This window comes from Aeoliella mucimassa (assembly GCF_007748035.1).
GTDB lineage: Bacteria > Planctomycetota > Planctomycetia > Pirellulales > Lacipirellulaceae > Aeoliella > Aeoliella mucimassa.
Genome location: NZ_CP036278.1, coordinates 4,336,412 through 4,358,031, shown reverse-complemented (window position 1 = coordinate 4,358,031; position 21,620 = coordinate 4,336,412). Strand labels below are relative to the sequence as shown.

Here is a 21,620-nt window from a genome sequence, read left to right as displayed (position 1 = left end):
TGGAGTTCACTAATGACGGTTCGCCATCGTTGTGCGTTTACACTTGTGGAGTTGCTTGTCGTTATCGCCATTATCGGAACACTAGTCGCGCTGCTATTGCCGGCAGTGCAGTCGGCCAGGGAGTCGGCTCGAAGGTCGAGCTTGAGTTGGGAGTCGGAAAAGCTGGGAGACTATCCCGCGATTGCACCGTTTGAAGGGCCTCCAGGGGAGGGGGTGGAGAAGCTACTGCCTGCTGCCAGGCTGACCGCGTTCGAAGCCGAGATCGCCCTGACACCGAAGCTGAGCGTCGGCACGGTGACTCCCGAGTCGATTTACGAAGCTGCGTTTGTCGGCGAGATGAAGGCCGCCGCTCCTGAGGGAGTGGATGGTCCGTGCGAGATCGTGCTGCCGCTTCCGCCGCAGAGTATCTCGCTGGCCGACTTGTCGATCGAACTCGACGGAGTACCGAGCGATCATGTCACCATGAAGCAGGGCAAGCTCGTATGGCAAGGCAACCTGCCGGCCGAGCCGACCCCGCTCAAGGTAACCTATACCGCGGTCGGCAAAGGTCTGTATGAGCTAGCTGTTGCTCCTGGTGGTTTGCTGGAAGACTACGACGTATCGCTCACCGCGAATGGCTCCGACGTAAGACTCCTGGAGCTGTCGTTGCAACCGACCAATATCAAACGCACCGGGGGGAGCAGCACCTATCGTTGGGATTACGAACGCTTGCTGTTCGGCCGACCGGTGCGCGTCGACGTGCTCGGCATTGCCCCGATCGACCAGCTTGGCGAACTCACCTGGCTGGGGCCGCTGAGCATTGTGCTGTTTGGGCTGCTGATTGGTTTGGTAGCGCAAGCCGCCGCGGTCGAGAAGTTCGACGTCTGGATGTTGCTGCTGGTGATCGGCACCTTTGCCGGTGCCTACCCACTGATGTACTTCGCCCAGGAGTACATTTCGCTGGTCCCGGCCGTGGCAGCGTCGGGCTGCGTATCGATCGTGATCATCGCGGTGGTTGCATCGATTCTCATGGGCTGGCGACTCGGCCTGGCTGGCATCGTGGTACCAGCCGCCGCGATCATGGCTGTGTCGCTGTCGGCAACCATCTGGCCCGAGCTGCAGGGCATCCTGCTCACCGCGACCGTGCTGGCTTACTTCATCGCAGCGATGCTGCTGATGCCGATAGTGCAGGCCAACGGAATTCCGCTGTGGGGCCTGAGCACCGGGGAATCCGAGACCCCGCCGGCCAGCACGCCGGTGACTTCGGGCTAGGGGAACCAGGGCCGGCGATCGCGGATTTGCCCGGAAAACCGGCGAATCCGCCCCGGCCCACCCGCGAGAACCTCTGTGGAAATAGGGGTGCGGTGGTTTTCCCTTCCCTTTTGCTGATGATTGCTATAATTTAGTATGTGCTATTTCGCACCGTGCGAAATGTGCCCAGACGCCAACCGTGCCCATTTTCATCGGCAAACCAATAGAGGAGTTTTCTGAATGTCCGTAGTGCTCACCGAAAAGGCAGCTGCTGAAGTTAAGCGTCGGATGGACGACCAAAAGATGGATGATAGCTCGATGCTCCGCGTGAAGATCACCGCCGGCGGTTGCAGCGGGTTCAGCTATGGTCTTGCGTTTGATACCAGCTTTAGCGAAGAAGCCGACAGCAAGTACGATTGCCACGGCGTGCCAGTGGTGGTCGACAAGAAAAGCGCTCTGTACCTCGAAGGCGTGACCGTCGACTTCCAGGACGACCTGCAAGGTTATGGATTCCGCTTCGACAATCCCAACGCGGTAAAGACTTGCGGCTGCGGAAGCTCGTTCCAAGCCTAGTTGCAACGCCGACAATATAGAAGTCATAGACAGGCCATCGCGCACCACGCGCGATGGCCTGTTTCTATGCGCGATTATGCAGGTGAGTAGCCCCGCGTCCGACTATCCATTCTCAAACCGCACAATCGATACAACACGCACCGCATGCAGCTAGCCGAAGAGCTTTGGCCATTTGCCATGTTTGTTTTCGTCTCCTGCGAAACAAAGTTGACATAGATTTTTAATGGACGGCCATGTCTCTCCCCTCGCTAATTTGATAGGAGCATGGTCCCTACTTTTCTGACGCTCGTGATAGGGTGTCTTATAAATACTCTTCGAGGTGCCCCCATGCTACGTTTCATCAAAGAGTTCCTGTCTAGAGATGATGGCCCAACGGCTGTCGAGTACGCGGTGCTGCTGGCGCTTATTGTGATTGCTTGTGTTGGTGCAGCTACCGGCATGGCGAACGCAACGGCAGACAGTTTCGAAAACTCGGCGGATCAGCTGGCGACGGTATTCGGCTCCTAGGTTCGGATTAGGAGCTGAATCGAGTCATCCTGGTGCAGGGTAACTGTGCTCTAACCGCACTGCGCGTCGGCGTTTGTGTACGCCGAGGTGTGCTGCGCGCGTTCTAGCACAGGCCTTTTGCTAGATGTCTTGAGAAGTTTTCAAACTCTTGCGGCGAACACTTAAAGGCCACGCTATAGATGGCCGATACTTAAGGTGTCGGACGGAGGTCCACCTTCGACGATCTTAAAGCACCTCAGCGAACCCTCTGGCTTAGCCACTAGGTGCAAGGTTAGATGGTTTAATTCTAACGAAAACCACGCTTGACGTGATCAAGGCGGCTCTTTGCTTTCTACGGGAATACCTGCCCCATTCCTGTCTGTGAAGAGCCGCCATTTTTTTCCTTCGGCCGCTCGCCGAGGGTTCCACACGACGAATCGCTAGGCTCGTGTGTTATCACCAGTGTAAAAGGTGATCTTCAAGAATAATTCTAGTCAACTCGCTTGCTTTTCGCTCAAGATGCCATAGCTTTCAGGTAGCTACGAATTGCATTCGTAACTCATCCAGCAGCAAAACAGCACCTAGGGGCTGGTATTTGCCGCAACTTTCTGCGCGATCATTAGCATCGCGCTTCCACTTTCGAAGCTACATACACCAGGGACTCTCATCCCCGCAGTCGCAAACTGCCATAGAAACACAACGCCGTTGTTAGAGCCACCTTAAGCTCGTTCTGTGTATTTGTAGCCACCTATTGAAACCAATTCATGATACTTAGACAACGCATGTTGTCTCACTCGGAGAATTCTCATGATAGCCACTGCGCACCGTCAGAAGTCCACCAAGATGTCTTTGGCAGTTCATACCCCTCGAATCTTGTGCGTCGACGATGACCCCGATCTGCATACGAATCTCGAACTGCGGATGCAGATTTACGACGTGAAGATCGAACGCGCGTTCTACGGAATGCAAGGTATCGTCGAAGCAGCCCATACCCTGCCCGACTTGATCCTAATGGACCATGCCATGCCCAATGGCGACGGTGAGTACTTGCTGCAGTGCATCAAGAGCAATCGGGCGACGGCAAACATTCCCATTATCGTTTTGACTGGCATGCGTGATCCGGTGCTACGAAATCGCTTGATCGCAGGCGGAGCCGACGTGTTTTTGAACAAGCCCATCGCGTTCGACGACCTCGTGCACGAGATGAGCCGTTTCATCGATCTACGACTCCGCGAAGACGAGGGAGGAAACCCATGCTGAATCAAGAAACGATAAAGCTACTTCTGCTGGAGGACGATCCCGATGATCAGCGCCTGCTGGCCAAGAAACTGAGTGGTACCCATCATCATGTGGTGACCGACTGGGCTCAGACCTTGGCCTCGGCGCTGGAGAAACTGAGTCGCCAGTCGTACGACATCGTACTTACCGACCTGTCGGTACCCGATAGCGTGGGACTCGAAACGGTTTCGAATCTTCGTAAGAAGTCGGGGACGACTCCGATTATCGTGCTGACCTCGCTCGACGACGAAGTGCTGGAGAAGGACATTCTCGACGTAGGTGCGCAGGACTACCTGGTGAAGGGAGAAGTGCCAGGTCGTATTGTCATGCGTTCCATTTTGCATGCCGTGCAGCGGCAGCAAACCACGAACGAGATGAATGACCTGGTGGTCGAACTCGAGCACAGTCAGCAACTGTTGCGGCAGCAAGCGTTACTTCTTAAGAAAAAGAATCGCCGCCTTCGCCAATTGTATGGTGCCGCTCAAGAGTTCGTCGACAACGTGTCGCATGACTTCCGGACGCCGCTGACGGTGATCAAAGACTACGTGAACATCATCCGCGAGGGGATGGTGGGGCAGGTCACCAGCGAGCAGCATGCCATGCTCAGTAAGGTCGCGGTGCGCGCCGACGATCTCAATAACATGGTCGACGATTTGCTGGATGTCAGTAAACTCGACGCTGGGTTGTTAGGAGCCTGGCGACGGAACATCACGGTTCAGGAAATCGTGGACCGCGCTGCCTCGCTGCTCGCAGAACGTGCCCAGGTGAAAGGAGTGAACTTCACTGTTGCCTGCGATCCAGATCTTCCCGAAGTCTACTGTGATGCTGAGAAAGCAGGACGGGTCATTACGAACCTGGCTGTGAATGCCATCAAGTTTGCTGGTGAACATGGTGAGGTTCGTTTGTGGGTCGAAGACGATCCGGTCGGCAACCAGATTCGCGTTGGGGTCACCGACAATGGTCCGGGGCTCGACACGGAATCGCTCGCCCGCATTTTCAAACGTTTCCAGCAAGTCAACAGCCATGTGGCATCGAGTGTCAAAGGCTTTGGTTTAGGCCTGAATATTGCCCAGAAATTGGTGCGGTTGAATTTAGGAGACCTGAGTGTGAACAGTCGAGTTGGTAAAGGATCGACCTTCTCTTTCACACTCCCTTACGCCGACCCGACTGAAGTGAGTCGTCGCTGGCTTTCGACCGATCGCCAGTGCAATGGTGTGCTGCGGATGCTCCATATTCGCAATACCGAGAATCCTCAGAATGGCGAAGCGAACGACTTCGACAGTTTCCTCAACTGTTCGCTGCGTTCGGATGATTTGCTGTTCCGGTTGACTCGCACGGAGTGGATGCTGCTGCAGTGTGTGCCCCACAGTGAAGGGGGGCAATGGTTCCAGCGTATCGAGCAGGAGTTCAACCGCCACAATCGCAATCGTCCGTTGGGACCGCTTCCCAAGTACGAAGCCCGTGTTTGTCGACAGTGGGATTCACAAGAAGCGACTCCAGAAATGCTAGAAGAGTTTGAGGAGAAGGTTCAGGAATTGGTTGGCGCATCCGACGGTAAGGTGTGCCAGTTTGACCGTTAGCCACGTGCTTAAGGGGCAGGAAGCATGAGTGAAAAGCAGCGAGTATTAATCGTTGATGACGAGCCTGACATCCGCGAAGGAGCCAGTTTGTGGCTTCGTTCAGCTGGCTACGATACCGTAGCAGCAGTGAATGGAGAACAAGGCATCGAGTTTGCCGAAACCTACAAACCCGATGGCATCTTGCTCGATGTGCTCATGCCTCGCATGGATGGTATGCAAACCCTTTCGCATTTGCGTTCCAGTCTGGCGACCAGGAATATTCCTGTTGTCATGCTTTCTGCCAGCCTTCGTGACGAACAGCGGGCTTTGGATGCCGGAGCCCGATACTTCGTGCACAAGCCTTACGATGGGCGATCGTTAGTTTCAGCGGTCAAAGTGTCGATCGGGCAGGCTTCGTAGGCTGCTAGGGATATAGCTCAAAGCATAATTCTGACTGGTACAAGGAAATCTCATCTCAGAAGGTTCAGAACAATGCCTACGCCAACGCTATTGATTGCAGATGACGACGACGACCTAGTCGAACTACTGATGATTCGCTGCCAGTCCATTGGGTTTCGAGTCGACACTGCCAATAACGCGATGACTGCCCTGGGAAAGGTGGAAGAAACCACACCCGATGTTGTGCTGCTCGATGTCGAAATGCCTTCGGGCAGTGGGCTGAGTGTCGCAGAAATGATGAGCAATCATCAAGATTTGAAGTCGATTCCCGTGATCATGCTAACTGGTTTGCAGACCGAAGACGTGGTGCGGAGATGCCACCAATTGTGTGCCTATTACATCCCCAAATGTCCCCAGGTGTGGTCGCGGGTTGAACCGCTGCTGCACGAATTATTTCCCGACCTCGAACCTGCTAACTCAACGAAGGACACCATGACTATCTTGCCTCCGATCGAGCTAGAGTCTCCCTTGCCACCTAAAGAGAAAACCAAGCGTGCATCCGAGAATAGCGACCTGCTGGATGCAGTGTTTGCCATTCTCGCCGAACCCGATACCCAGGAAACGGAGGCCGGGATAGGTTCTGAAGGTGACGAGCCAGAGGCCCAGCCGTGGGTACTTTCGATCGAAGACGACGATGATGTCGTAGCGGCCTTGCGCATGCGACTTGATAGTGTCGGCATCGAACTGGTGCGGGCCTGCGAAGGACGCGAGGGGTATCGTCGCGCGTTTATGGAGGCGCCGACTGCCATTTTGCTCGACTACGAGTTACCCAATGGCAACGGCGACTACGTACTGCGGCGTTTGAAGGAATCGCAAGCTACTCGTGACATTCCGGTGATTACCTTAACCGGGCGCAGGGAAGGTGCGATCGAACGACAGATGCGCAGTCTCGGGACTGCGGCGTTTCTCACCAAGCCGTTCGAGTGGAGTGAGTTGCGTCGTCATTTGAGTGATTACCTGGATATCCCGGAAACTTCCCACCATGTTCCTGTGGGAGCCGCCGGTTAGCCGAAGAGAATCTTTGAGACTTTATGGAGTCTCGTGCCAAGTGACTCTATGGCTTGCAACGAGCGACGCCCTTTTCGTTGCAGAAGCCTGGAGAGATAGATGATCTTGTGCAGGGATATGAGACTCCAAAACTAGCAAATCAGTTCATCAACAGCGGGGCAAGATTGATGACAGAACGCGAGGCTGTATTTAGGTACTGTCGCATTACGTCGATGGTGCTAGCCGGGTCGGTATTGATTGCCGCACTCCTAGTACTAAGTGGATGGTGGTGGCAGGTCGATCAATTCGTCCGCCCAGCTTCAGGGATGCCGGCCACCCACCCGTTGACAGCGATTAGTGTGTGCCTGGTTGCAACGGCCTTGTTGTTGCGTTCGACATCGGTCAAATCGAGCCAGCTTACTTCGGTGGATGATTTCACCGGCGGTGTTTCCACTTCGCTGGCCTGTTTCTGCGTGATGATTTCGGCCACGAATTTCATCGGATGGCTAACGGGATGGTATACGTGTCCGGATGAGTGGCTGTTTCCTGATATTTCGACTGCAGCGGGACCAGCAGTCTGTCGTATGTCGGCGGCTACGTCCTTCATGTTGGGACTGTTAGCGGTTTCTGTTTTGTCTCATGCTCTACGCAGCAGCAGCGGTTCGAAGATTGGCAAGTATGGTGCCCAAACCGTGATTGCCCTAGCGGTGCTCATGCTATTAGGGCACCTGATGGGAGTGCGAGCGCTTTACGGGTACTTCACCTCGGTATATACCGCTTTGCTGGTGGGTGGACTGGGAGTATCGCTATGGTTATTGAACGAAGGCCACTACTGGGTGTCTGCCATGCGCGGCAACCGACTTCTGGCAGTCAACTTTCGCTACCTATTACCAATAGTGTGTATTGCACCAGTGGTCGCTGTGATGATGTCGCGAGTTATCTCGTGGGTACATGCGAGTCTGGGGGAACAAGCTGGTCTCCTCGGTGCCTGGGGCCTTGGCATTGCCATGATGCTCTGCTTCGGACGCTACATTCGCGAGACACGCCGGCTCCACGATGTGATCTTGGCTCAGCAACTGAGCATGCAGGAATTGCGTGACGAGAGTCAGATTTCGAATGAACGCGCCAGAGCCATTTTTGATGTCGCGGTCGATGCGATCGTCACGATCAATTGCCAAGGCGAAATTGAGCTCATCAATCCAGCAGCGGAAAAGCTATTTGGATACGCCCCCGAGGAGGTTCGGGGAAGAAACATCAAGATGCTCATGCCGGATCCCTATCGCTCGAATCACGACTCTTATCTCCAGGCGTATTTGACCACTGGAGAGAGGAAAGTGATTGGTATCGGACGCGAAGCGATGGCTCAGCGGAAGGATGGGTCGACGTTTCCGATTGAGTTATCGGTAAGTGAAATTATGTTGCCCGACCGCGTGGGGTTCGTCGGGATGGTTCGCGATATCTCCATTCGCAAGCAAGCCGAAGAAGAAATGCAGTACGCGAATGAGACTCTAACGAAGAGTAATTCGGAACTTGAACATTTTGCTTATATCGCGTCGCATGATTTACAGGAGCCGCTTCGAAAGATTTCCGCCTATTGCAGTCTGCTGAAGGACGAAAAAGGCAACATGCTCGATGAAGAAGGGCTGGACTATTTGGATGTCGCCATGCGTGGTTCGGAACGATTGAGCCAACTGGTGAAAGACTTGCTTACTTTTTCACGCATTACAACGAGAGGTCAGGCGCTGGAAGCGGTCGATTCAAATACTTCTGTTCAAGAGGCCGTCGCCAACCTTGAAATGAGCATCGAAGAGTCGGGCGCGGAGATTATTGTCGATCGACTGCCTGGGGTGATGACCGACGCGAGTCAGTTGACACAACTCTTCCAGAACTTGATTGGTAACGCCCTTAAGTACCGCGGCGACGAATCGCCGGTGATCCATATCTCGGGCAAGAAAGTAGGCGAGCAATGCGAATTCTCGGTGTGTGACAATGGGATTGGAATCGACAAACAATTTCACGACAAGATCTTTCAGATCTTCCAACGATTGCATAATCGCCGCGAGTATAGCGGAACTGGTATCGGCCTAGCTCTCTGCAAGCGGATCGTTGAACGCTCAGGGGGAATAATCTGGGTAGATTCTGAGCCGGGACGGGGAAGCACTTTTCATTTCACGATGAAAGCCACCGTGGAAGAAGGAGACCATCATGAACCTCACCAATTCAATCGCGAGCCACGAGACCTTGCCCTTGCTTAAGGTGCTGCTTGTAGAAGATGACGACGACGACGTCTTGCTCACCAGCAAGGTGTTACTTGATCATGCTTGCGCTTGCAGTATCAGCCGTGTGGAGGATGGTGTGCAAGCGCTGGAGTACTTGTATGGAACCGGTCAGTACGAGAATTCTTCGCGCCCTGATGTGATTCTGCTCGATCTCAATATGCCCCGCATGGACGGCCGGCAAGTGTTACAGCGAGTGAAGACCGATCCGAATCTGCAATTGATTCCTGTGATTGTGCTAACGACTTCCGAAGATTCTCGCGATATTCATCGTAGCTACGAGGATAGGGCAAATGGCTACGTTACCAAACCTGTGAATCTCAGTGATTACCGTCGAGTGCTCAAAGCACTGAGCGCGCATTGGTTCCAGGGGGTGAAGCTCCCCACGCAGGTGTAAGCGACAGGGATTTGCCTAGCTATACGATTAGCATCGCGTCGCCATAGCTGTAGAAGCGGTATTCTTCCTTTACGGCTTGTTCGTACGCATGACGGATTAGCTCGGTGCCGCCGAACGCCTGCACGAGAAGTAGCAGCGTCGTGCGGGGGAAGTGGAAGTTCGTCATCAACGCATCGACCGCCCGAAACTCGTAAGGGGGGTAGATGAACAGGTTGGTGTCGCCTTGCCAGGCGGAGAGCGGTTGGCCGGCTTCCTTCGACTGAGCGGCCGACTCGAGCACACGCACTGCGGTGGTGCCGACAGCGACGATGCGTCCCTCGTTATCGCGACACGTGTTTAGCGACTCTGCACTCTCCGCCGACAGGTCGCCCCACTCGCTGTGCATGTCGTGGTCTTCTACTCGCTCGGCCGTGATGGGGCGGAACGTACCAAGACCGACATGCAGCGTTACCGGGGCAAAGTCGACACCAGACTCCCGAATCTGCTTGAGCAGATCCTTGGTGAAGTGCAAGCCGGCTGTCGGGGCGGCTACTGCGCCGGGTTGTTTGGCAAACACAGTTTGATAGCTGCCGACGTCGGCATCCACCATGCGGCCCCCGCGAATGTAGTGCGGCAGCGGCACCCGGCCCACTTGTTCGAGAATCGCCTCGAGCGGGTCTTCCGACTCGGGATGGGCGAGCCATTGTCCCCCTTCGAGACGCTCAAGCAGCCAGAGCGTTATTGAGTCGCGGCCATCGCGATCGAACAGCACGATTGCGTCGCCGGGAGCCAGCCGCCCACGTGTCTTGCATACGATTCGCCAGTGGCCATCTTCCTCACCACGGAGAAACAGCCCCTGCCATTGTCCGCCGGTTTGCTTACGTCGCCCAAAAAGCTGGGCGGGAATCACCTTGGTCTCGTTCAGCACCAGCCGATCGCCACGGCGAAGAAACTCGGGCAAGTCGCGTACGTGCCAGTGCGAGATCTCTTGTCGCGATCGGTTAACCACCATCAGTCGGGCATCCGCCCGATTGCGGAGCGGTTGTTGCGCGATCAGTTCGCGGGGCAGGTCGTAATCGAAGAATAACGGGTCTTCGGGCACAGCTTGGCTCAGTACGGGCAAAAGGGGCAGGGCAGGGGATACGATTGAATAGCAAGCATGATAGCCGCCATGCAGGTAGCTATGTTAGCCCCATTCTACGAAACGTTCGAGCGGTTGACCTGTCGAACGGGCGGATAAAAAAACTCAAAAAGAGTTTAATGCGGGCAGGTCGATCGTTGCTCGAAGAATACGCGCTTCGTGCATGATAGCGATGAACATAACTTAACTGCTAGCAGCCACATTCCGGCGTTGACGACGTTTGTGGGATGGATAACTTTGGGTGTTATCCAACAAACAAGAGCACGGAAGCAGGGGGTCGAACTCACAAGCCAATGCTCGTTTGCCTGGAACCACGGGGATCCATCCGCACCCCGTGGGCCTACGTTGCCAATGGCGAGGGTCGGCCACGCTCTCGCCAGCTAGTCGCCTCCGACTGGTGCGGTGGGTGGGCAATACCTCGCAAGGAACGGAATCCATACTAGCGAGGGCGGAGAGGTCACACGCAGCCCGTACTGCGTCTACCGGCGTCGCGCTGCCTCGAGCACAAGATGTGCTCGGGGTAAGACGTCGATTCTTCTCCCCAAAGTCGATGCCAGCTACCAACGACGACCCGCGACGATCAAGGCCGACAGGCCCCCCAGCAGCACGAGCGACGATGGCTCGGGAACCGCGGCCGTCGCGAGAGGGGGCGGCAAGGCGGTGCCGAAGTTCGCCTTCCACGTTTCGTACTGAGCAAAGCCGACAGAGCCGGCATTCGGATCGTTAGGCAACGTGCCTGCGGCCGCACCGAGGTTGTCGCGCCACACGGTGTAGTCGGCCAGATCCACGACGCCATCGTTGTTGAAGTCACCATCGGGGTTCACGTGGATGGTAAACGTATCGCTTGAGACAACCTGTCCTTCCAGCGTGATGTCGGCTGTCACTCCCGTGGTTACTTCGAACGACTCCGTGGTGTCGACCGGTATCGTAATCTTCACTTCGTAGGTTCGTTCAGTTCCAATGGCCGAGAGTTGGGTGAGTTTGATCGATGCAGTCCCAGCCTGGGTGAACGAGATGTCTTCTTGGGTCAGATCGATTGTCTCATCGATACTACCAACGCCAAGCACGCTACCTTTGGCCGACATGATGCCGTTGGTCGGTACAATTACATGTTCGTCGAACGGAAACGTGCTCGTGTCCACGCTCCCTGGCGGATCGATCGTTTCGACGGTGATTCGCAGTTCGTTCACTGCGATGTCGACTCGTCCGAGAATCGAGTAGTTGAGCCGTAGCGAAGCATTTTCGCTACTCTCGCCAAGCACCCGGATTTCACCACCGGAGAAAGAAATCTGATCGATTACCGGAGTACGATTGACGATGTCGTAGCGGATGGTGCCGAGCGAATTGCCAGTGAGCCGGGCTAGTTCCGAGTCGGAACTGCCCGAAGATTCCACGGTCACATTCAGGCGATTGACCGTATCGGTATACGGCAAGAGCTGAAAATCGAGCGATTGCGTATCGGCCTTCACCACCGAGCAAGGCCAGCTCATGACAAGCAGTGTCGCAAGGAACGCAAGGGAAGTCGTGCGAGCGGTCATCGGATGCTCCAAGCTGAGGTGGCAAGCGGATAGCGATAAGTAGCTGCAAGTATTCGAGACGCTAGTGCTGCGAAAGCCGTTGCCCCTGAAATGCGAACGCGCGAGCCCGGCAGAGATTCTTCGCATAGTTCATAGTATACTTGGCAGCTACAGGCCGGGAAAGCATGTCGCAGCTTGGATCTTGCGTCAATCTGGCCCTCGAATTCACTTGCGAAGCGCCAAAATGTCCGAAGAATCCACGATTCATGTTCCTGTGATGCCCGACGAAGTCGTCGCGCAGCTTGCTCTCTCGCCTGGTGCTATAGTGATCGATGGTACTCTCGGCGGCGGAGGTCACACGCAATTGTTTGCCGACCTGGTGGGTGCGGAGGGCCGTGTGATTGGGCTCGATCGCGATCCCGAAGCGGTCGAACGCACCGCAGCGAAACTGGCGGGGCTCGCGAACGTAAGCTGCGTGCATGCAAACTACGCCGACGCTCCGGAGGTGATCGACGAGCTCGGCATCGACGCGGTCGATGGCATTTTGCTCGACCTGGGGCTCTCCAGCGATCAACTGGCGGACGATTCGCGGGGGTTTAGTTTCCATGCGGATGGGCCGCTCGATCTGCGGTTCGATCCCACGCGCGGCGAGCCAGCCAGCCGGCTGATCTCGCGACTCAGCGCCGAGCATCTGGCCGACATCATCTATCAATACGGCGAGGAGCGATTCAGTCGGCGGATTGCGCGCAAGGTTGTGGAGACTCGCCGGGATCATCCCATCGAAACTGCCGCCGAGTTGGCCGACTTGGTGCGACGCGTGGTGCCGAGGTCGAAGAATCATCGCATCGATCCGGCAACTCGCACTTTCCAAGCTTTGCGAATTGCTGTAAACGACGAACTCCGAAACCTGGAACTGGCGCTCGAGCGTTTACCGTCGATGCTAGCACCGGGGGGCAGGCTGGCGATTATCAGCTTCCATTCATTGGAAGACCGCATGGTCAAACGTGCGTTTCGCGGTCATGAACTCCTCGACGTGTTGACCAAAAAGCCGCTGGAAGCAAGCGTGGCCGAGCAATCGGTAAACCCCAGGTCACGAAGTGCAAAATTACGTGTTGCAGAGCGACCTCAAACTGACCCTACAGGTGAAGATTGACCGATAAACTGGGTATCGACATTCCCAATCGCTTCAACACCTACTACCGCTACGCCAACCTATCGCCTTGACCGAACTAGCGACCAGCACGAATGCTATCGATGATAGCTCTACGCACGAGGTGCCGCAGCTACGCGTGCACGACAACGGCCGCGCACTCTGGTTGGTTACCGGTGTCGTGTTGCTAGCAGGGCTGGGGGCACTGCGAGTGCTGATCGGCGTGGCCGATACCCCGCGGGTGGAGCCGAAGACCAACGCCGAACGGGCGCAATTGACTCCGGCAACGTCAACACCCGACGAAGCGATTCATCGCTTCCGTCCGCAGACGCTGAAGGAAGATTCGACCGTACAGCCATTGGGTGTCGCCCCGGTATTAGACGACACCTGGCCGAGTGTTCCGGCCGCTAGCTGGGAAGCCAGCGACGACGAGAACAACTCGAACATGGCCCGCCATCCCGAGTTTCTACGATAGTAGCCAGCAAGTGCTTAAGTGCTGTTGATGGGGATCCGTCAGCTCGCGAATCCCTAACCTAAGTTAGATAGCATCGGCTGGAACTGCTGGACGGCGAACCTCACGACGCGGGCTTGGTTCGTTGCGTAGCCGATCGTTCGACTCACGTGTGCGGCCATTATTCTGCTCCATGCGCTCCCGAAACCGTTTCTCGAGTTCTTTCCGCAATTCGTCGCGATGGGCACGCAGCTCCCTGTCATGCTGTTCCAGCTCTTCCAGGGCTTGTCGGCGGCTATTTAGCTGTTGCTCGATGTCCTTGATGACTTCCGCTTTGCGACGTTCGGCGTCGGCCAAGCCCTGCTGCATCTCGTGCTGTTCAAGCACAAGTCGCTCGATCTGTTCCTGCACTTTTACCAGCTCCGCTTGCATGCGTGTTTGCTGCAGCGCTTGTTCGCGTTGCTCGGCCCGTTGCCGCAGAGCGTCGGTCATCGCTTTCATTTGCTCCGGCGAGTTGGCTCGGGAGTCGGAGCTACCCCAGGGCTGCAGGACCGACTGCCCACTGGGCTTGCGATCCGAGTTCTTTTCGAGACGAGCTACCTTTTGCTCTAGCTGTTCCAGTCGCTCGGTCAGTTTCATCAGCTGTTGCTGTTGCTCACTCAGGGCGCGAACGATCCGCGGGTGAGGAGCGGCCACGGCCGGCGAATCGCGACGCTCTGGTTGCGGCAAGATGTCATGGTCACGTTGCTGTTCTCGCTCGCGGGCCATGCGGGCTTCGATCTCCCGCCGAGCTCCTAGCTCACGACGCTCGGGCGAGCGGTCGCGATCGGTTTCGCGGAAGGTGTCGGATGCTTTGCGCTGGGCTTCGGCTTGTTCACGAAGTTCAAGCAGTGCACGTTGCATGCGTTGCTCGCTTTGTTCACGAGCCCCCTCGCGGGCTGCCTCTTCCGACCTTGCCGCGCGACGCTCTCGTTGCAGAGCATCTCGCGATGGTTCTTCGTCCTCGGCTTTCACCAAAACGACCACCGAAGTCTCGTTGGGCTTGATGACTTCGGAGTTCAGCGGGTGGGCGACTTCGCCATGCGGAGGAGAGGGAAGTGTCTCTCCATCGGCCGAATACAACTCGAGTGTTGCGTTCAGGTTCCGACGAACCCCTTCGACGATCGACAGGTCGCGGGCGTTGTCGGAATCGGCCAACGCGATGCGCTCGCCTTCGAGTCGCTCCAGCGCGGTGGCAACATTCTGCGACCAGGCACTGTTCGAGGGACTGCTTTGTGCAGGAGAGTTATCGGCTTGCACCAAGCTCGGCAGGCATAACGTGCACGACCAAATTCCGAGCCACTTGAATTTCCACGCCCTTGCCAACATGCCTGTCCCTTTCGCGTATCGAAATGTAGAAGCCGCCTGTCGCATTCGCGAACAAACACGACACCGAGCTTCTACACTCGCACGGGTGGGGCTGGCTGTCAAGCAATGGGCCCGGGGCAGCGGGGCATCCGCTAGCAGCCAGGTGCGTAATGGAATCGCACCAAGGTTGACCGGTTTGGACGTTTTCGCAAGCAATCGGGCGTTTCGCCCGCAACTTTGCGACTATTGCCCGGCGGGGAACAATTGGGGGCCGAACGAGGGCTCGTTGGCATTCGAAGTGCCAGTCGGCAGCTGGATTGGCTCCGAGGGCCACTCGATTTGCGGCATCTCGATTTGTTGCTGCTCTGAGTCGGCCGGGGCCATTGCGGTCTGGGCGACTTGCTGGGTAGTTTCGGGCGACACTTGGGCGACCTGCTGGTCGGCCATGTTCGACAACCGGGCTACGGCCAACTCGGCGGGCTGCATCGAGGGATCGAGACGCAGTGCTTCGGCATAGTGGGCCAGGGCGGCTTCTTGCTGGCCACGCTTTTCGAGCAGGTGAGCCATGTTGTAGTAAGCTGCTGGCTGCGAGTGCACCGCCATCAGGTGCTGCATGGCATGTTGCTGGTCGCCAAGCTCCATCAACACTGTAGCCAGATTGTTGCGATACAGCGGCTTGGTCGGCGCCAGGGCAATCGCTCGCTCGAGCACCTGAACCGATGGCAGCATCTTCTCCTGTCGAGCCAGGCACAGCGCCAGGTCGTTGAGCAACGCAGGATTCTCCGGCTCAATCTGCACGGCTTGAGTGTAGTACCGTTCGGCGTCGAGCAGCTTGTTCTGACGATCCTCGAAGTGCCCCAATGCTCGCAAGGTTTTCACGCTCCGAGGATTTGCAGCGAGAGCCTTCATGTACATCTCGCGAGCCCCGGCAATGTCCTGCTGGCCTTCACGAGTCTGCGCCATCATCCGCATCAGTTCCGGAGTAGGCTTGCCGGTGGGCTTGGCAAGCGAGAGCGGATCGACCTGCTGAGGGGCTTCGTCCTTATTGGGCGTTACCCAGCTCTTGGCCGCACGCACCGCCGCATTGTCGGTCATCGCTGTGGTGATGCGTTCGGTGGTCGAAGGCTCTTCGACCGGCGGGCGATAGAAGAAGGTCGGCTCGGATTTCTCCGGCTCCGATTTCCACATTCGCGACCACCAATGGGTCTTCTCTTTCGGCTGCACCGCTGTTGCAGGTTGCTCGGTGCTGGAGCTATGCAGCACGGGCATGCCACCCCAAGCAGGGCAAGTGATCGCCGCCAACAAGCTGGATGTCAGTATTACCTTCCGCACGGCATTGCCTCCCTGGAATCTGTGCGTTCGCAGTCGCGTATGGTAGCAAGCGCGATGGCCATCCTGGCCGATCGCGTGTGTGTCTTAGTTTGCAGTCGTGGTGCTGGTGGTGCCGGCCGGCAGTACCGCTGGTGGGCGGCTTTCGATAAACGAATTACGTTCGGCATCGACCATGCTGGCCGGCCGGCTGGCACTGCGGATGTGGGTATCTATCACCGCGATTTGCTCGCCGTTGGTTTGAATGTTGTTCGCAAACGTTTCGACCTGAGTCATACGTTCTTGGGTGACGCTGGTATCCATCGAGCGCTCCACGAACACCTGGCGGCGGCTCGGGGGTGTTTGGGTCAAGATCCATTCGATCTTCAACTCGCCAGCGCGGGTCAGTTTGCCGGTTTCACGATCGAAGTAATGAGCACCCAACAGGTTCTGACGACGCCAGCCGTTTTGAACCATCACCTCGAACGGGGCGTGCGCCCGAACGCGGTCGGGGCAGACATACGGGTAGGGCCACATCGAGTTGGTATCGTAACCCGCTTTCAGGTAGGCACACACATCGGACGCAGGCGACTGCGGCTGACAGGGACCACAGCACTCGGTGCTTTGAGTACCCCAGAACGCTTGGGCAGTGCTGACCATCAGGCAGGTGGCCAGTAGATTTGCAGATAGGCGAAGGGTCGTGCCGTGCATGATTTCCTCGTCCCCCAAGGGGTTGGAGCATGAAGTGTGCGGGGTATAGGCAGCGACGATCGCCAGCGCGCAAGGCTGCTGGCTAGTGTCGCCTGAGGTGAGTATCGACCTTGCACCTGGGCGACCTGCGGAACTTCTGGCAGGACGATATTATCCTTTGCAGCTTACCTATCTTTTGCAGTGCTAGCGGCGAAATATCGCTGAAACCCGGCTCTTAGGCGTTTTGGCCTGTATGCGACTTCTCACCGACCTCCGTCAGCAACCCTATAGCTGGCTATTGTGTCCGACTAAAATGCAGGAACTTCCTTCGACCCCCGGTGAACCACGATGACTCGCGATTCCGAAGTTTCTCCTAGCTCGCAACTAAAGTGGTTTATCCGCGCTGGCTACGGAGTGATCGTGGCCGTGCTGCTGATCGGCGGGGTGGCCATCTACCAAGGCGTAACCACCGCCCGCGACGCCACGAAAACGTTGAACGCGACCATGCTCACGGTCGACCTGATTCACAGTTACGTCAAGCAGCACGACGGGCAGTGGCCGCAAAGTTGGGACGACCTGGCCGCGGTGCCGCCGCCTAAGGTCATTGGTAGCGGCTATCGCTGGCCGGAGGATCGCGACCAGATTGCCGAGCGAGTGTATGTGGATTTCGCCGCCGACCCGCAAGCGATCGCCCACCAGAAACCCGAAGAGTTCGACGCGGTCAAACCGATCGGCTCGTATTATCCGTGGAAAGAGAACTACGAAGTGCAGTCGCTACTCAAAACCTTGCGCGGCGAGGACTCACCGGCTGCGGACTCCAGCGAATAGCTCTACTGCGTTGTTAGTCGGGCGGAGTGAACTCCGGCAACTCACGTGGATAAATGGGAAACCGCAGCGGAAGGTCATCGCAGTGGCTCTGTAACTGGCCGGGCGTTTTGAGGACGCCAAACTTCTCGGCCATATCGACCGCTGGCGGCCCAAGTTGCGCGAGGTCCGCTTGAGGGTCCCAATCGGTCTCAGGCATTGGCCTGCCTTGATATAGCTTGTACACCGAGTTCGATCCCTGCTGATCGACTCGATCTTCTCCTTTGGAATACAGCAGGAAGCCATCGTCCGTTACCCGATAAACCATCGCTTGGCCGAACGGATCGACCGGAGCACTCGGCAAGTAACCCGGCACCAAGGCATCGAGGTCGGGCGGCAAGGTTCCCTTGCTCAATTCGTAGCGTTTGACCGCCACGGCAGTCTCGACCAGGGTTCGCTCGCACGTGTTGCGTAGGTCGGAAGAGACCAGCGACGAATAACCAGAGAAATACATCTCGCACAGCAAGTAGCCCAGATGCTCGCTGCGGCTTTGCTTGTCGAATTGGATCGAGATCGACTTCGGTGGAAGCACCATGTCTCGCGTTTCTGAGGCGATGTTGCCGAGCCACGCGTCTACCGCAGCAGGCAACTCTCCTGGCTCTTTCTGATCGAACAACGCTACCAGTTCGTCGATTTCGGCATTCGCGGTCTGCAGCACGATGTTCCAATCGATTGCCAGATGGCTCATGTTCGCGTTTTCCACCAATGCCTTGAAATCGTCATCGGATCCCTGAGGATCAACCTGCTCAGAATCTCGCGAGCGAGCATGGCTCATAACCTCGGTCACCAGTTCCAGACGCGAGAATCCGTCGGTTGCTGCCCGTAGTTTCGAGTTGGTTGATCGCGAAGCATAAAACTCGGCGATTTCGGCTGCCAAAGCTGGCGACAGGGCGGGAGCATCGAGGATTCGCCGCACGATGTCGTTCGCCATCGATTCGCTGCTGATCGCAACCAGCCAGTGCATGATCGACGGCGTCAGGTCCAAGGCCGCCAGTCGATAGAGGGTTTGGCTGTCGCGCCAGGCTCCTTCGAGATCGCCGGAGCCAATGCGAAGCTGCGCCCGGAGCGACAAACATTGTCGAGCGACGCGGTATATCTTCAAATCAGGAGTGGTGACTTCCAGCAAGCGTACTGGCTGATTCCCCAACAGGTCAGGGCACGGCATGAAGTACTGATCGCGGGCGGCCGCTTGTTCGAGCAACGTAAAGCACGACTGATAGTCTTCGAGCCAGCGAGCGAGTGGCTCGGCGTCTTCTTTGGTCCAGGGAGTTGAGAACATCGCGGGCACTAAATGGTCGCGGCACCAGTGCTCTAAGTCGGTCTCAAAGTGGAGGGCGTCCGAGCCCTCGTATTCTGGCTTTTCAGACAGATGTTTAAGCCGCCAGCTGGCGATTTGCTCGATCAGCCGAGCTCGGAGCATCGGCTGTTCAAGCCCCCGATGCGACGGCGGTTCGATGCCGAGTTGCTGACAAACCAGAGTTTGCTGAGCGGAATCGAAATCGGCCCACCAGGTCGCCTGCAACAGCGGAATCGCAGCGTTGTTCTCTGGTGTGACTCCCTCCGCACTTTGTAGCAGGAGATACTGCGAATAGTCGGGCAGCCCATCCTCGGCTAGCGGCGACGTAACCACCGTGGTGGTCGGCGACACGATCGGCGCGGTGTGAGGGCCGAGCGTCTTCCAGGCAAACCAACTAACGAATACCGCCAGTAGCAAACCCAACGCTGCAAGGCCGATCAGCAGCCGCCTGATCCAGAGTGGCATCCCACCAAGTCCTTACTTCTCGAACAACGCCCGCATCACGATTTGCGACCACGTTTCGTAGTGCTCGAGTTCGGCTAGGATGTCGGCCACAGGGCGGAATCCGGCGTCCACCAGGTCGTCCTCGCGGGGCGTCACGGCCGGCGACTCGACGTCGAACAGGTGTACCACGCCGAGGTGCACTTTGCCGACTTCCGACTCGTCGTCGTTAATCATGCCAGCGGCTTGCTCGGTGTAGGGGGTATCGATCGATACCTCTTCTTCCAGCTCCCGCGAGAGTCCCTCGCGATAGACATCGCCGGTGTGGTTCACCGCTTCGGCATCTTCCAGCGAGATATGACCACCTACGCCGACGCTTCGCTTGGCCCGCAGACGGGCTTCGCCGCCCCCGCCGCCGCGCTGGTAATCGAAAATCTGCACCTCGCCATCCGGCGTGGTATAGCGGAACAGCACGTAGGGAATGAACTGCTTGAAGCTGGGATCTTCTTCCATTTCTCCCCGTGGGCGGTAACTCACCTGGTCGCTGCCGATGAGCGGCTCGAAGTATCGCTCGACGTCGGGCGAAAAACCTTGGAAATGCCCCAATTCATGGAACAACTTCGTGGGCACGACCAACACTTTTTCGAGCATGACTGTCGACACGGCGAGTCCTTTCTAACGCGAGTGAAATCAGAGGAGCCAGCATTGTAAGGCCTTCGATGGGCAAATGCCAACCGTTGGGGGAAGTCCGCAAGACTTGGGACTTTAAGGGGGAAGAGAGTGAACTTCCCGCTCGGCTACCAGAACTTCCACCACGGCTTTTGCAGCGTGTGAATCCGCTCTTTCGCCTGGAACTGCTTGAGCTTCGCCCAGGCTAGTTGCATGGTCGAATCGTCGACGTCGCGATCGGGCACGATGCAGGGATAGAAACAGGCCCCGCTCAAATCGATCTCATCCGATTCATTGTCCGCAAGCATCTGTAGAATTCCGTCGGACTCGGCGCTATAGAAGCAGAGTTCCTGGAACTCTTCCTGCGAGAGCATGTCGGCGATCTTCGGAGCCAGCGCCCGGGCGCGGGAGTAGGCTGGTATCGACATGAGTGGCACTTTGGTCTCGACACTACCATCCGCATGGGCGCGAATGATGTAGGGCGAGTAACTCGCCCCGTAGCCTTCGAAGAAGACGCGACCAAACGCCAAGGTCGAGACCGACTCGACTTCTTGCACGACCTCGGCGTCGAACCCATCTTCTTGCATCGCGTCGATCAGTTGATCGACGTCGGGGTAGTCGCCATAGTTGAGAGCAAAGTGGAGAATCGTGCGGTCGAGCCGAGCACGTTCGTCGACCGCGGTGGAGTTCTGCGGGAACTCAAAAACGGCAAAGCGTGTGAAGTAACCAAACTGCGGGCCAGGTTTGTCGGCCGGCCAGGTCGGATCGGAGTGCGAGACTTCGTGGCCATCGATCTCTAGCTCGCGACGCCAGCCTTGTTTGCCTTCGGAGAACACGGTGGACTTTGCGAGATGCACCCGTCGCGGTGCGGCCGACTCGGTCGCGTACAGGAACCACGGTTTCGATCCGGTGATTTCCTCTTCAAACGAGTCGTCATCGAACCCTCGCGCAAACGTGGCTCCCACGTACGCCCGCACGTTCTTCATCCCGAAGTCGTCGGGGGAGTATCCCTGTTCGATGTCGCCATCCATCACTCCCGCCTGACAAGTCAAGCCGACCGGCTTGTTGTCGAGGAACGAAATAATCGGCCCGGCAACCAACGTGATCCAAATCATGGCGGCCTGTTCCAGGGCCTCTTCCCGCGAGTCGCCCAGACCATACAAGCAGGCGTCTAGTTCTTCGTTGTCGTAGTCGGCAAGCTTCGTCACCACATGGGCGTGCACCTGGCGGCGGTCTTGGTGGGGTTCGTCGAGCAGGTGGGCGGTAAGCGTCGCACGGCCATCGAAGAGTTCTAGTTGGTCCTCGTCCAGCATAGTCCAACCATCAAGATCGCCTTGATGTTGGGCGATACCTTCCTCGATGAGTTCGAGTAAACGACGAGAATCACTCATGGATACGAATCACAGTCGGACAAGAAAAGGCAAGCTGGCTGCGACTATTGTATCGTATCGAGCACCTGGATGGCGAGAGTAGTTGCTTGTGTAAAAAGTGGGGATCGCGTTACGGATACCGAAGGACCTA

Annotated in this window: 20 protein-coding genes; 12 read left to right on the top strand and 8 right to left on the bottom strand. The window is 56.9% G+C overall.

The window, feature by feature from the left end:
• Positions 1 to 12: 12 nt before the first annotated feature.
• The 9 genes from Pan181_RS26625 (at position 13) to Pan181_RS16930 (ending at position 9,245) form a co-directional block, all read left to right on the top strand.
• On the top strand, positions 13 to 1,251 hold the full coding sequence (locus tag Pan181_RS26625) for a type II secretion system protein (protein WP_231943625.1): 1,239 nt from the start codon (positions 13 to 15) through the stop codon (positions 1,249 to 1,251).
• A 219-nt stretch (positions 1,252 to 1,470) separates the two neighbouring features.
• Positions 1,471 to 1,803: a HesB/IscA family protein gene (locus tag Pan181_RS16965; protein ID WP_145248438.1), complete on the top strand. Its 333-nt coding sequence runs from the start codon at positions 1,471 to 1,473 to the stop codon at positions 1,801 to 1,803.
• 327 nt (positions 1,804 to 2,130) lie between these two features.
• Positions 2,131 to 2,310, top strand: coding sequence for a Flp family type IVb pilin (locus Pan181_RS16960; RefSeq protein WP_145248436.1), 180 nt, complete (start codon positions 2,131 to 2,133; stop codon positions 2,308 to 2,310).
• 786 nt (positions 2,311 to 3,096) lie between these two features.
• Positions 3,097 to 3,549, top strand: coding sequence for a response regulator (locus Pan181_RS16955; RefSeq protein ID WP_145248434.1), 453 nt, complete (start codon positions 3,097 to 3,099; stop codon positions 3,547 to 3,549).
• On the top strand, positions 3,543 to 5,147 hold the full coding sequence (locus Pan181_RS16950) for a hybrid sensor histidine kinase/response regulator (protein WP_145248432.1): 1,605 nt from the start codon (positions 3,543 to 3,545) through the stop codon (positions 5,145 to 5,147). Before Pan181_RS16955 ends, Pan181_RS16950 begins: the two co-directional genes overlap by 7 nt.
• A 24-nt stretch (positions 5,148 to 5,171) precedes the next feature.
• Entirely contained in the window at positions 5,172 to 5,546 is a 375-nt protein-coding gene (locus Pan181_RS16945) for a response regulator (RefSeq protein WP_145248430.1), read from the top strand.
• Positions 5,547 to 5,618: 72 nt separating this feature from the next.
• Positions 5,619 to 6,593: a response regulator gene (locus Pan181_RS16940; protein ID WP_145248429.1), complete on the top strand. Its 975-nt coding sequence runs from the start codon at positions 5,619 to 5,621 to the stop codon at positions 6,591 to 6,593.
• Positions 6,594 to 6,670: 77 nt separating this feature from the next.
• Positions 6,671 to 8,827, top strand: coding sequence for a sensor histidine kinase (locus tag Pan181_RS16935; RefSeq protein WP_145248427.1), 2,157 nt, complete (start codon positions 6,671 to 6,673; stop codon positions 8,825 to 8,827).
• Positions 8,778 to 9,245 (top strand): response regulator, encoded by a 468-nt coding sequence (locus Pan181_RS16930; protein WP_145248425.1) that lies wholly within the window; start codon positions 8,778 to 8,780, stop codon positions 9,243 to 9,245. The genes Pan181_RS16935 and Pan181_RS16930 overlap by 50 nt, the downstream gene beginning before the upstream one ends.
• 19 nt (positions 9,246 to 9,264) lie before the next feature.
• On the opposite strand, the gene queA is transcribed toward Pan181_RS16930, so the two are convergent.
• Positions 9,265 to 10,326, bottom strand: coding sequence for a tRNA preQ1(34) S-adenosylmethionine ribosyltransferase-isomerase QueA (queA, locus tag Pan181_RS16925; protein ID WP_145248423.1), 1,062 nt, complete (start codon positions 10,324 to 10,326; stop codon positions 9,265 to 9,267).
• Between the two features lie 596 nt (positions 10,327 to 10,922).
• Entirely contained in the window at positions 10,923 to 11,903 is a 981-nt protein-coding gene (locus tag Pan181_RS16920; protein ID WP_197528443.1) for a PEP-CTERM sorting domain-containing protein, read from the bottom strand.
• Positions 11,904 to 12,126: 223 nt separating this feature from the next.
• Here Pan181_RS16920 and rsmH point away from each other — a divergent pair, with 223 nt between their 5' ends.
• Together rsmH and Pan181_RS16910 are read left to right on the top strand one after the other, a co-directional pair.
• Positions 12,127 to 13,035 carry a 16S rRNA (cytosine(1402)-N(4))-methyltransferase RsmH gene (rsmH, locus tag Pan181_RS16915; protein WP_145248419.1) on the top strand — a complete coding sequence of 303 codons (909 nt, stop codon included), beginning with the start codon at positions 12,127 to 12,129 and terminating at the stop codon, positions 13,033 to 13,035.
• A gap of 67 nt (positions 13,036 to 13,102) precedes the next feature.
• Positions 13,103 to 13,507, top strand: coding sequence for a hypothetical protein (locus tag Pan181_RS16910; protein WP_145248417.1), 405 nt, complete (start codon positions 13,103 to 13,105; stop codon positions 13,505 to 13,507).
• 63 nt (positions 13,508 to 13,570) lie between these two features.
• Here the strand turns inward: Pan181_RS16910 and Pan181_RS16905 are convergent, their stop codons facing one another.
• The 3 genes from Pan181_RS16905 to Pan181_RS16895 all read right to left on the bottom strand — a co-directional run bounded on the left by Pan181_RS16905 (position 13,571) and on the right by Pan181_RS16895 (position 16,849).
• Positions 13,571 to 14,785: a coiled-coil domain-containing protein gene (locus Pan181_RS16905; protein WP_197528442.1), complete on the bottom strand. Its 1,215-nt coding sequence runs from the start codon at positions 14,783 to 14,785 to the stop codon at positions 13,571 to 13,573.
• A gap of 288 nt (positions 14,786 to 15,073) precedes the next feature.
• Positions 15,074 to 16,162: a tetratricopeptide repeat protein gene (locus Pan181_RS16900; protein WP_145248413.1), complete on the bottom strand. Its 1,089-nt coding sequence runs from the start codon at positions 16,160 to 16,162 to the stop codon at positions 15,074 to 15,076.
• Between the two features lie 84 nt (positions 16,163 to 16,246).
• A complete protein-coding gene (locus Pan181_RS16895; RefSeq protein ID WP_145248411.1) occupies positions 16,247 to 16,849 on the bottom strand; it encodes a hypothetical protein in 603 nt (200 codons plus the stop codon).
• 327 nt (positions 16,850 to 17,176) lie between these two features.
• On the opposite strand from Pan181_RS16895, the gene Pan181_RS16890 reads away from it, so the two are divergent.
• On the top strand, positions 17,177 to 17,656 hold the full coding sequence (locus Pan181_RS16890) for a hypothetical protein (protein ID WP_145248409.1): 480 nt from the start codon (positions 17,177 to 17,179) through the stop codon (positions 17,654 to 17,656).
• Positions 17,657 to 17,669: 13 nt separating this feature from the next.
• Here the strand turns inward: Pan181_RS16890 and Pan181_RS16885 are convergent, their stop codons facing one another.
• From Pan181_RS16885 to Pan181_RS16875, 3 genes are all read right to left on the bottom strand, one after another.
• On the bottom strand, positions 17,670 to 19,454 hold the full coding sequence (locus Pan181_RS16885; protein ID WP_145248407.1) for a hypothetical protein: 1,785 nt from the start codon (positions 19,452 to 19,454) through the stop codon (positions 17,670 to 17,672).
• A gap of 12 nt (positions 19,455 to 19,466) precedes the next feature.
• Complete coding sequence (locus Pan181_RS16880) at positions 19,467 to 20,093, bottom strand: phosphoesterase (RefSeq protein WP_231943624.1); 627 nt, start codon at positions 20,091 to 20,093, stop codon at positions 19,467 to 19,469.
• Between the two features lie 134 nt (positions 20,094 to 20,227).
• On the bottom strand, positions 20,228 to 21,490 hold the full coding sequence (locus Pan181_RS16875) for a hypothetical protein (protein WP_145248405.1): 1,263 nt from the start codon (positions 21,488 to 21,490) through the stop codon (positions 20,228 to 20,230).
• Positions 21,491 to 21,620 lie beyond the last annotated feature (130 nt).

What these genes read in the sequence shown, in the direction of transcription:
- Pan181_RS16960 (WP_145248436.1), top strand. Translation starts at nt 2,131, where the DNA reads ATGCTACGTTTCATCAAAGAGTTCCTGTCTAGAGATGATGGCCCAACG.
- Pan181_RS16950 (WP_145248432.1), top strand. Translation starts at nt 3,543, where the DNA reads ATGCTGAATCAAGAAACGATAAAGCTACTTCTGCTGGAGGACGATCCC.
- Pan181_RS26625 (WP_231943625.1), top strand. Translation starts at nt 13, where the DNA reads ATGACGGTTCGCCATCGTTGTGCGTTTACACTTGTGGAGTTGCTTGTC.
- Pan181_RS16875 (WP_145248405.1), bottom strand. Translation starts at nt 21,490, where the DNA reads ATGAGTGATTCTCGTCGTTTACTCGAACTCATCGAGGAAGGTATCGCC.
- Pan181_RS16890 (WP_145248409.1), top strand. Translation starts at nt 17,177, where the DNA reads ATGACTCGCGATTCCGAAGTTTCTCCTAGCTCGCAACTAAAGTGGTTT.
- Pan181_RS16920 (WP_197528443.1), bottom strand. Translation starts at nt 11,903, where the DNA reads ATGACCGCTCGCACGACTTCCCTTGCGTTCCTTGCGACACTGCTTGTC.
- Pan181_RS16885 (WP_145248407.1), bottom strand. Translation starts at nt 19,454, where the DNA reads ATGCCACTCTGGATCAGGCGGCTGCTGATCGGCCTTGCAGCGTTGGGT.
- Pan181_RS16955 (WP_145248434.1), top strand. Translation starts at nt 3,097, where the DNA reads ATGATAGCCACTGCGCACCGTCAGAAGTCCACCAAGATGTCTTTGGCA.
- Pan181_RS16945 (WP_145248430.1), top strand. Translation starts at nt 5,172, where the DNA reads ATGAGTGAAAAGCAGCGAGTATTAATCGTTGATGACGAGCCTGACATC.
- Pan181_RS16940 (WP_145248429.1), top strand. Translation starts at nt 5,619, where the DNA reads ATGCCTACGCCAACGCTATTGATTGCAGATGACGACGACGACCTAGTC.
- rsmH (WP_145248419.1), top strand. Translation starts at nt 12,127, where the DNA reads ATGTCCGAAGAATCCACGATTCATGTTCCTGTGATGCCCGACGAAGTC.
- Pan181_RS16930 (WP_145248425.1), top strand. Translation starts at nt 8,778, where the DNA reads ATGAACCTCACCAATTCAATCGCGAGCCACGAGACCTTGCCCTTGCTT.
- Pan181_RS16965 (WP_145248438.1), top strand. Translation starts at nt 1,471, where the DNA reads ATGTCCGTAGTGCTCACCGAAAAGGCAGCTGCTGAAGTTAAGCGTCGG.
- Pan181_RS16895 (WP_145248411.1), bottom strand. Translation starts at nt 16,849, where the DNA reads ATGCACGGCACGACCCTTCGCCTATCTGCAAATCTACTGGCCACCTGC.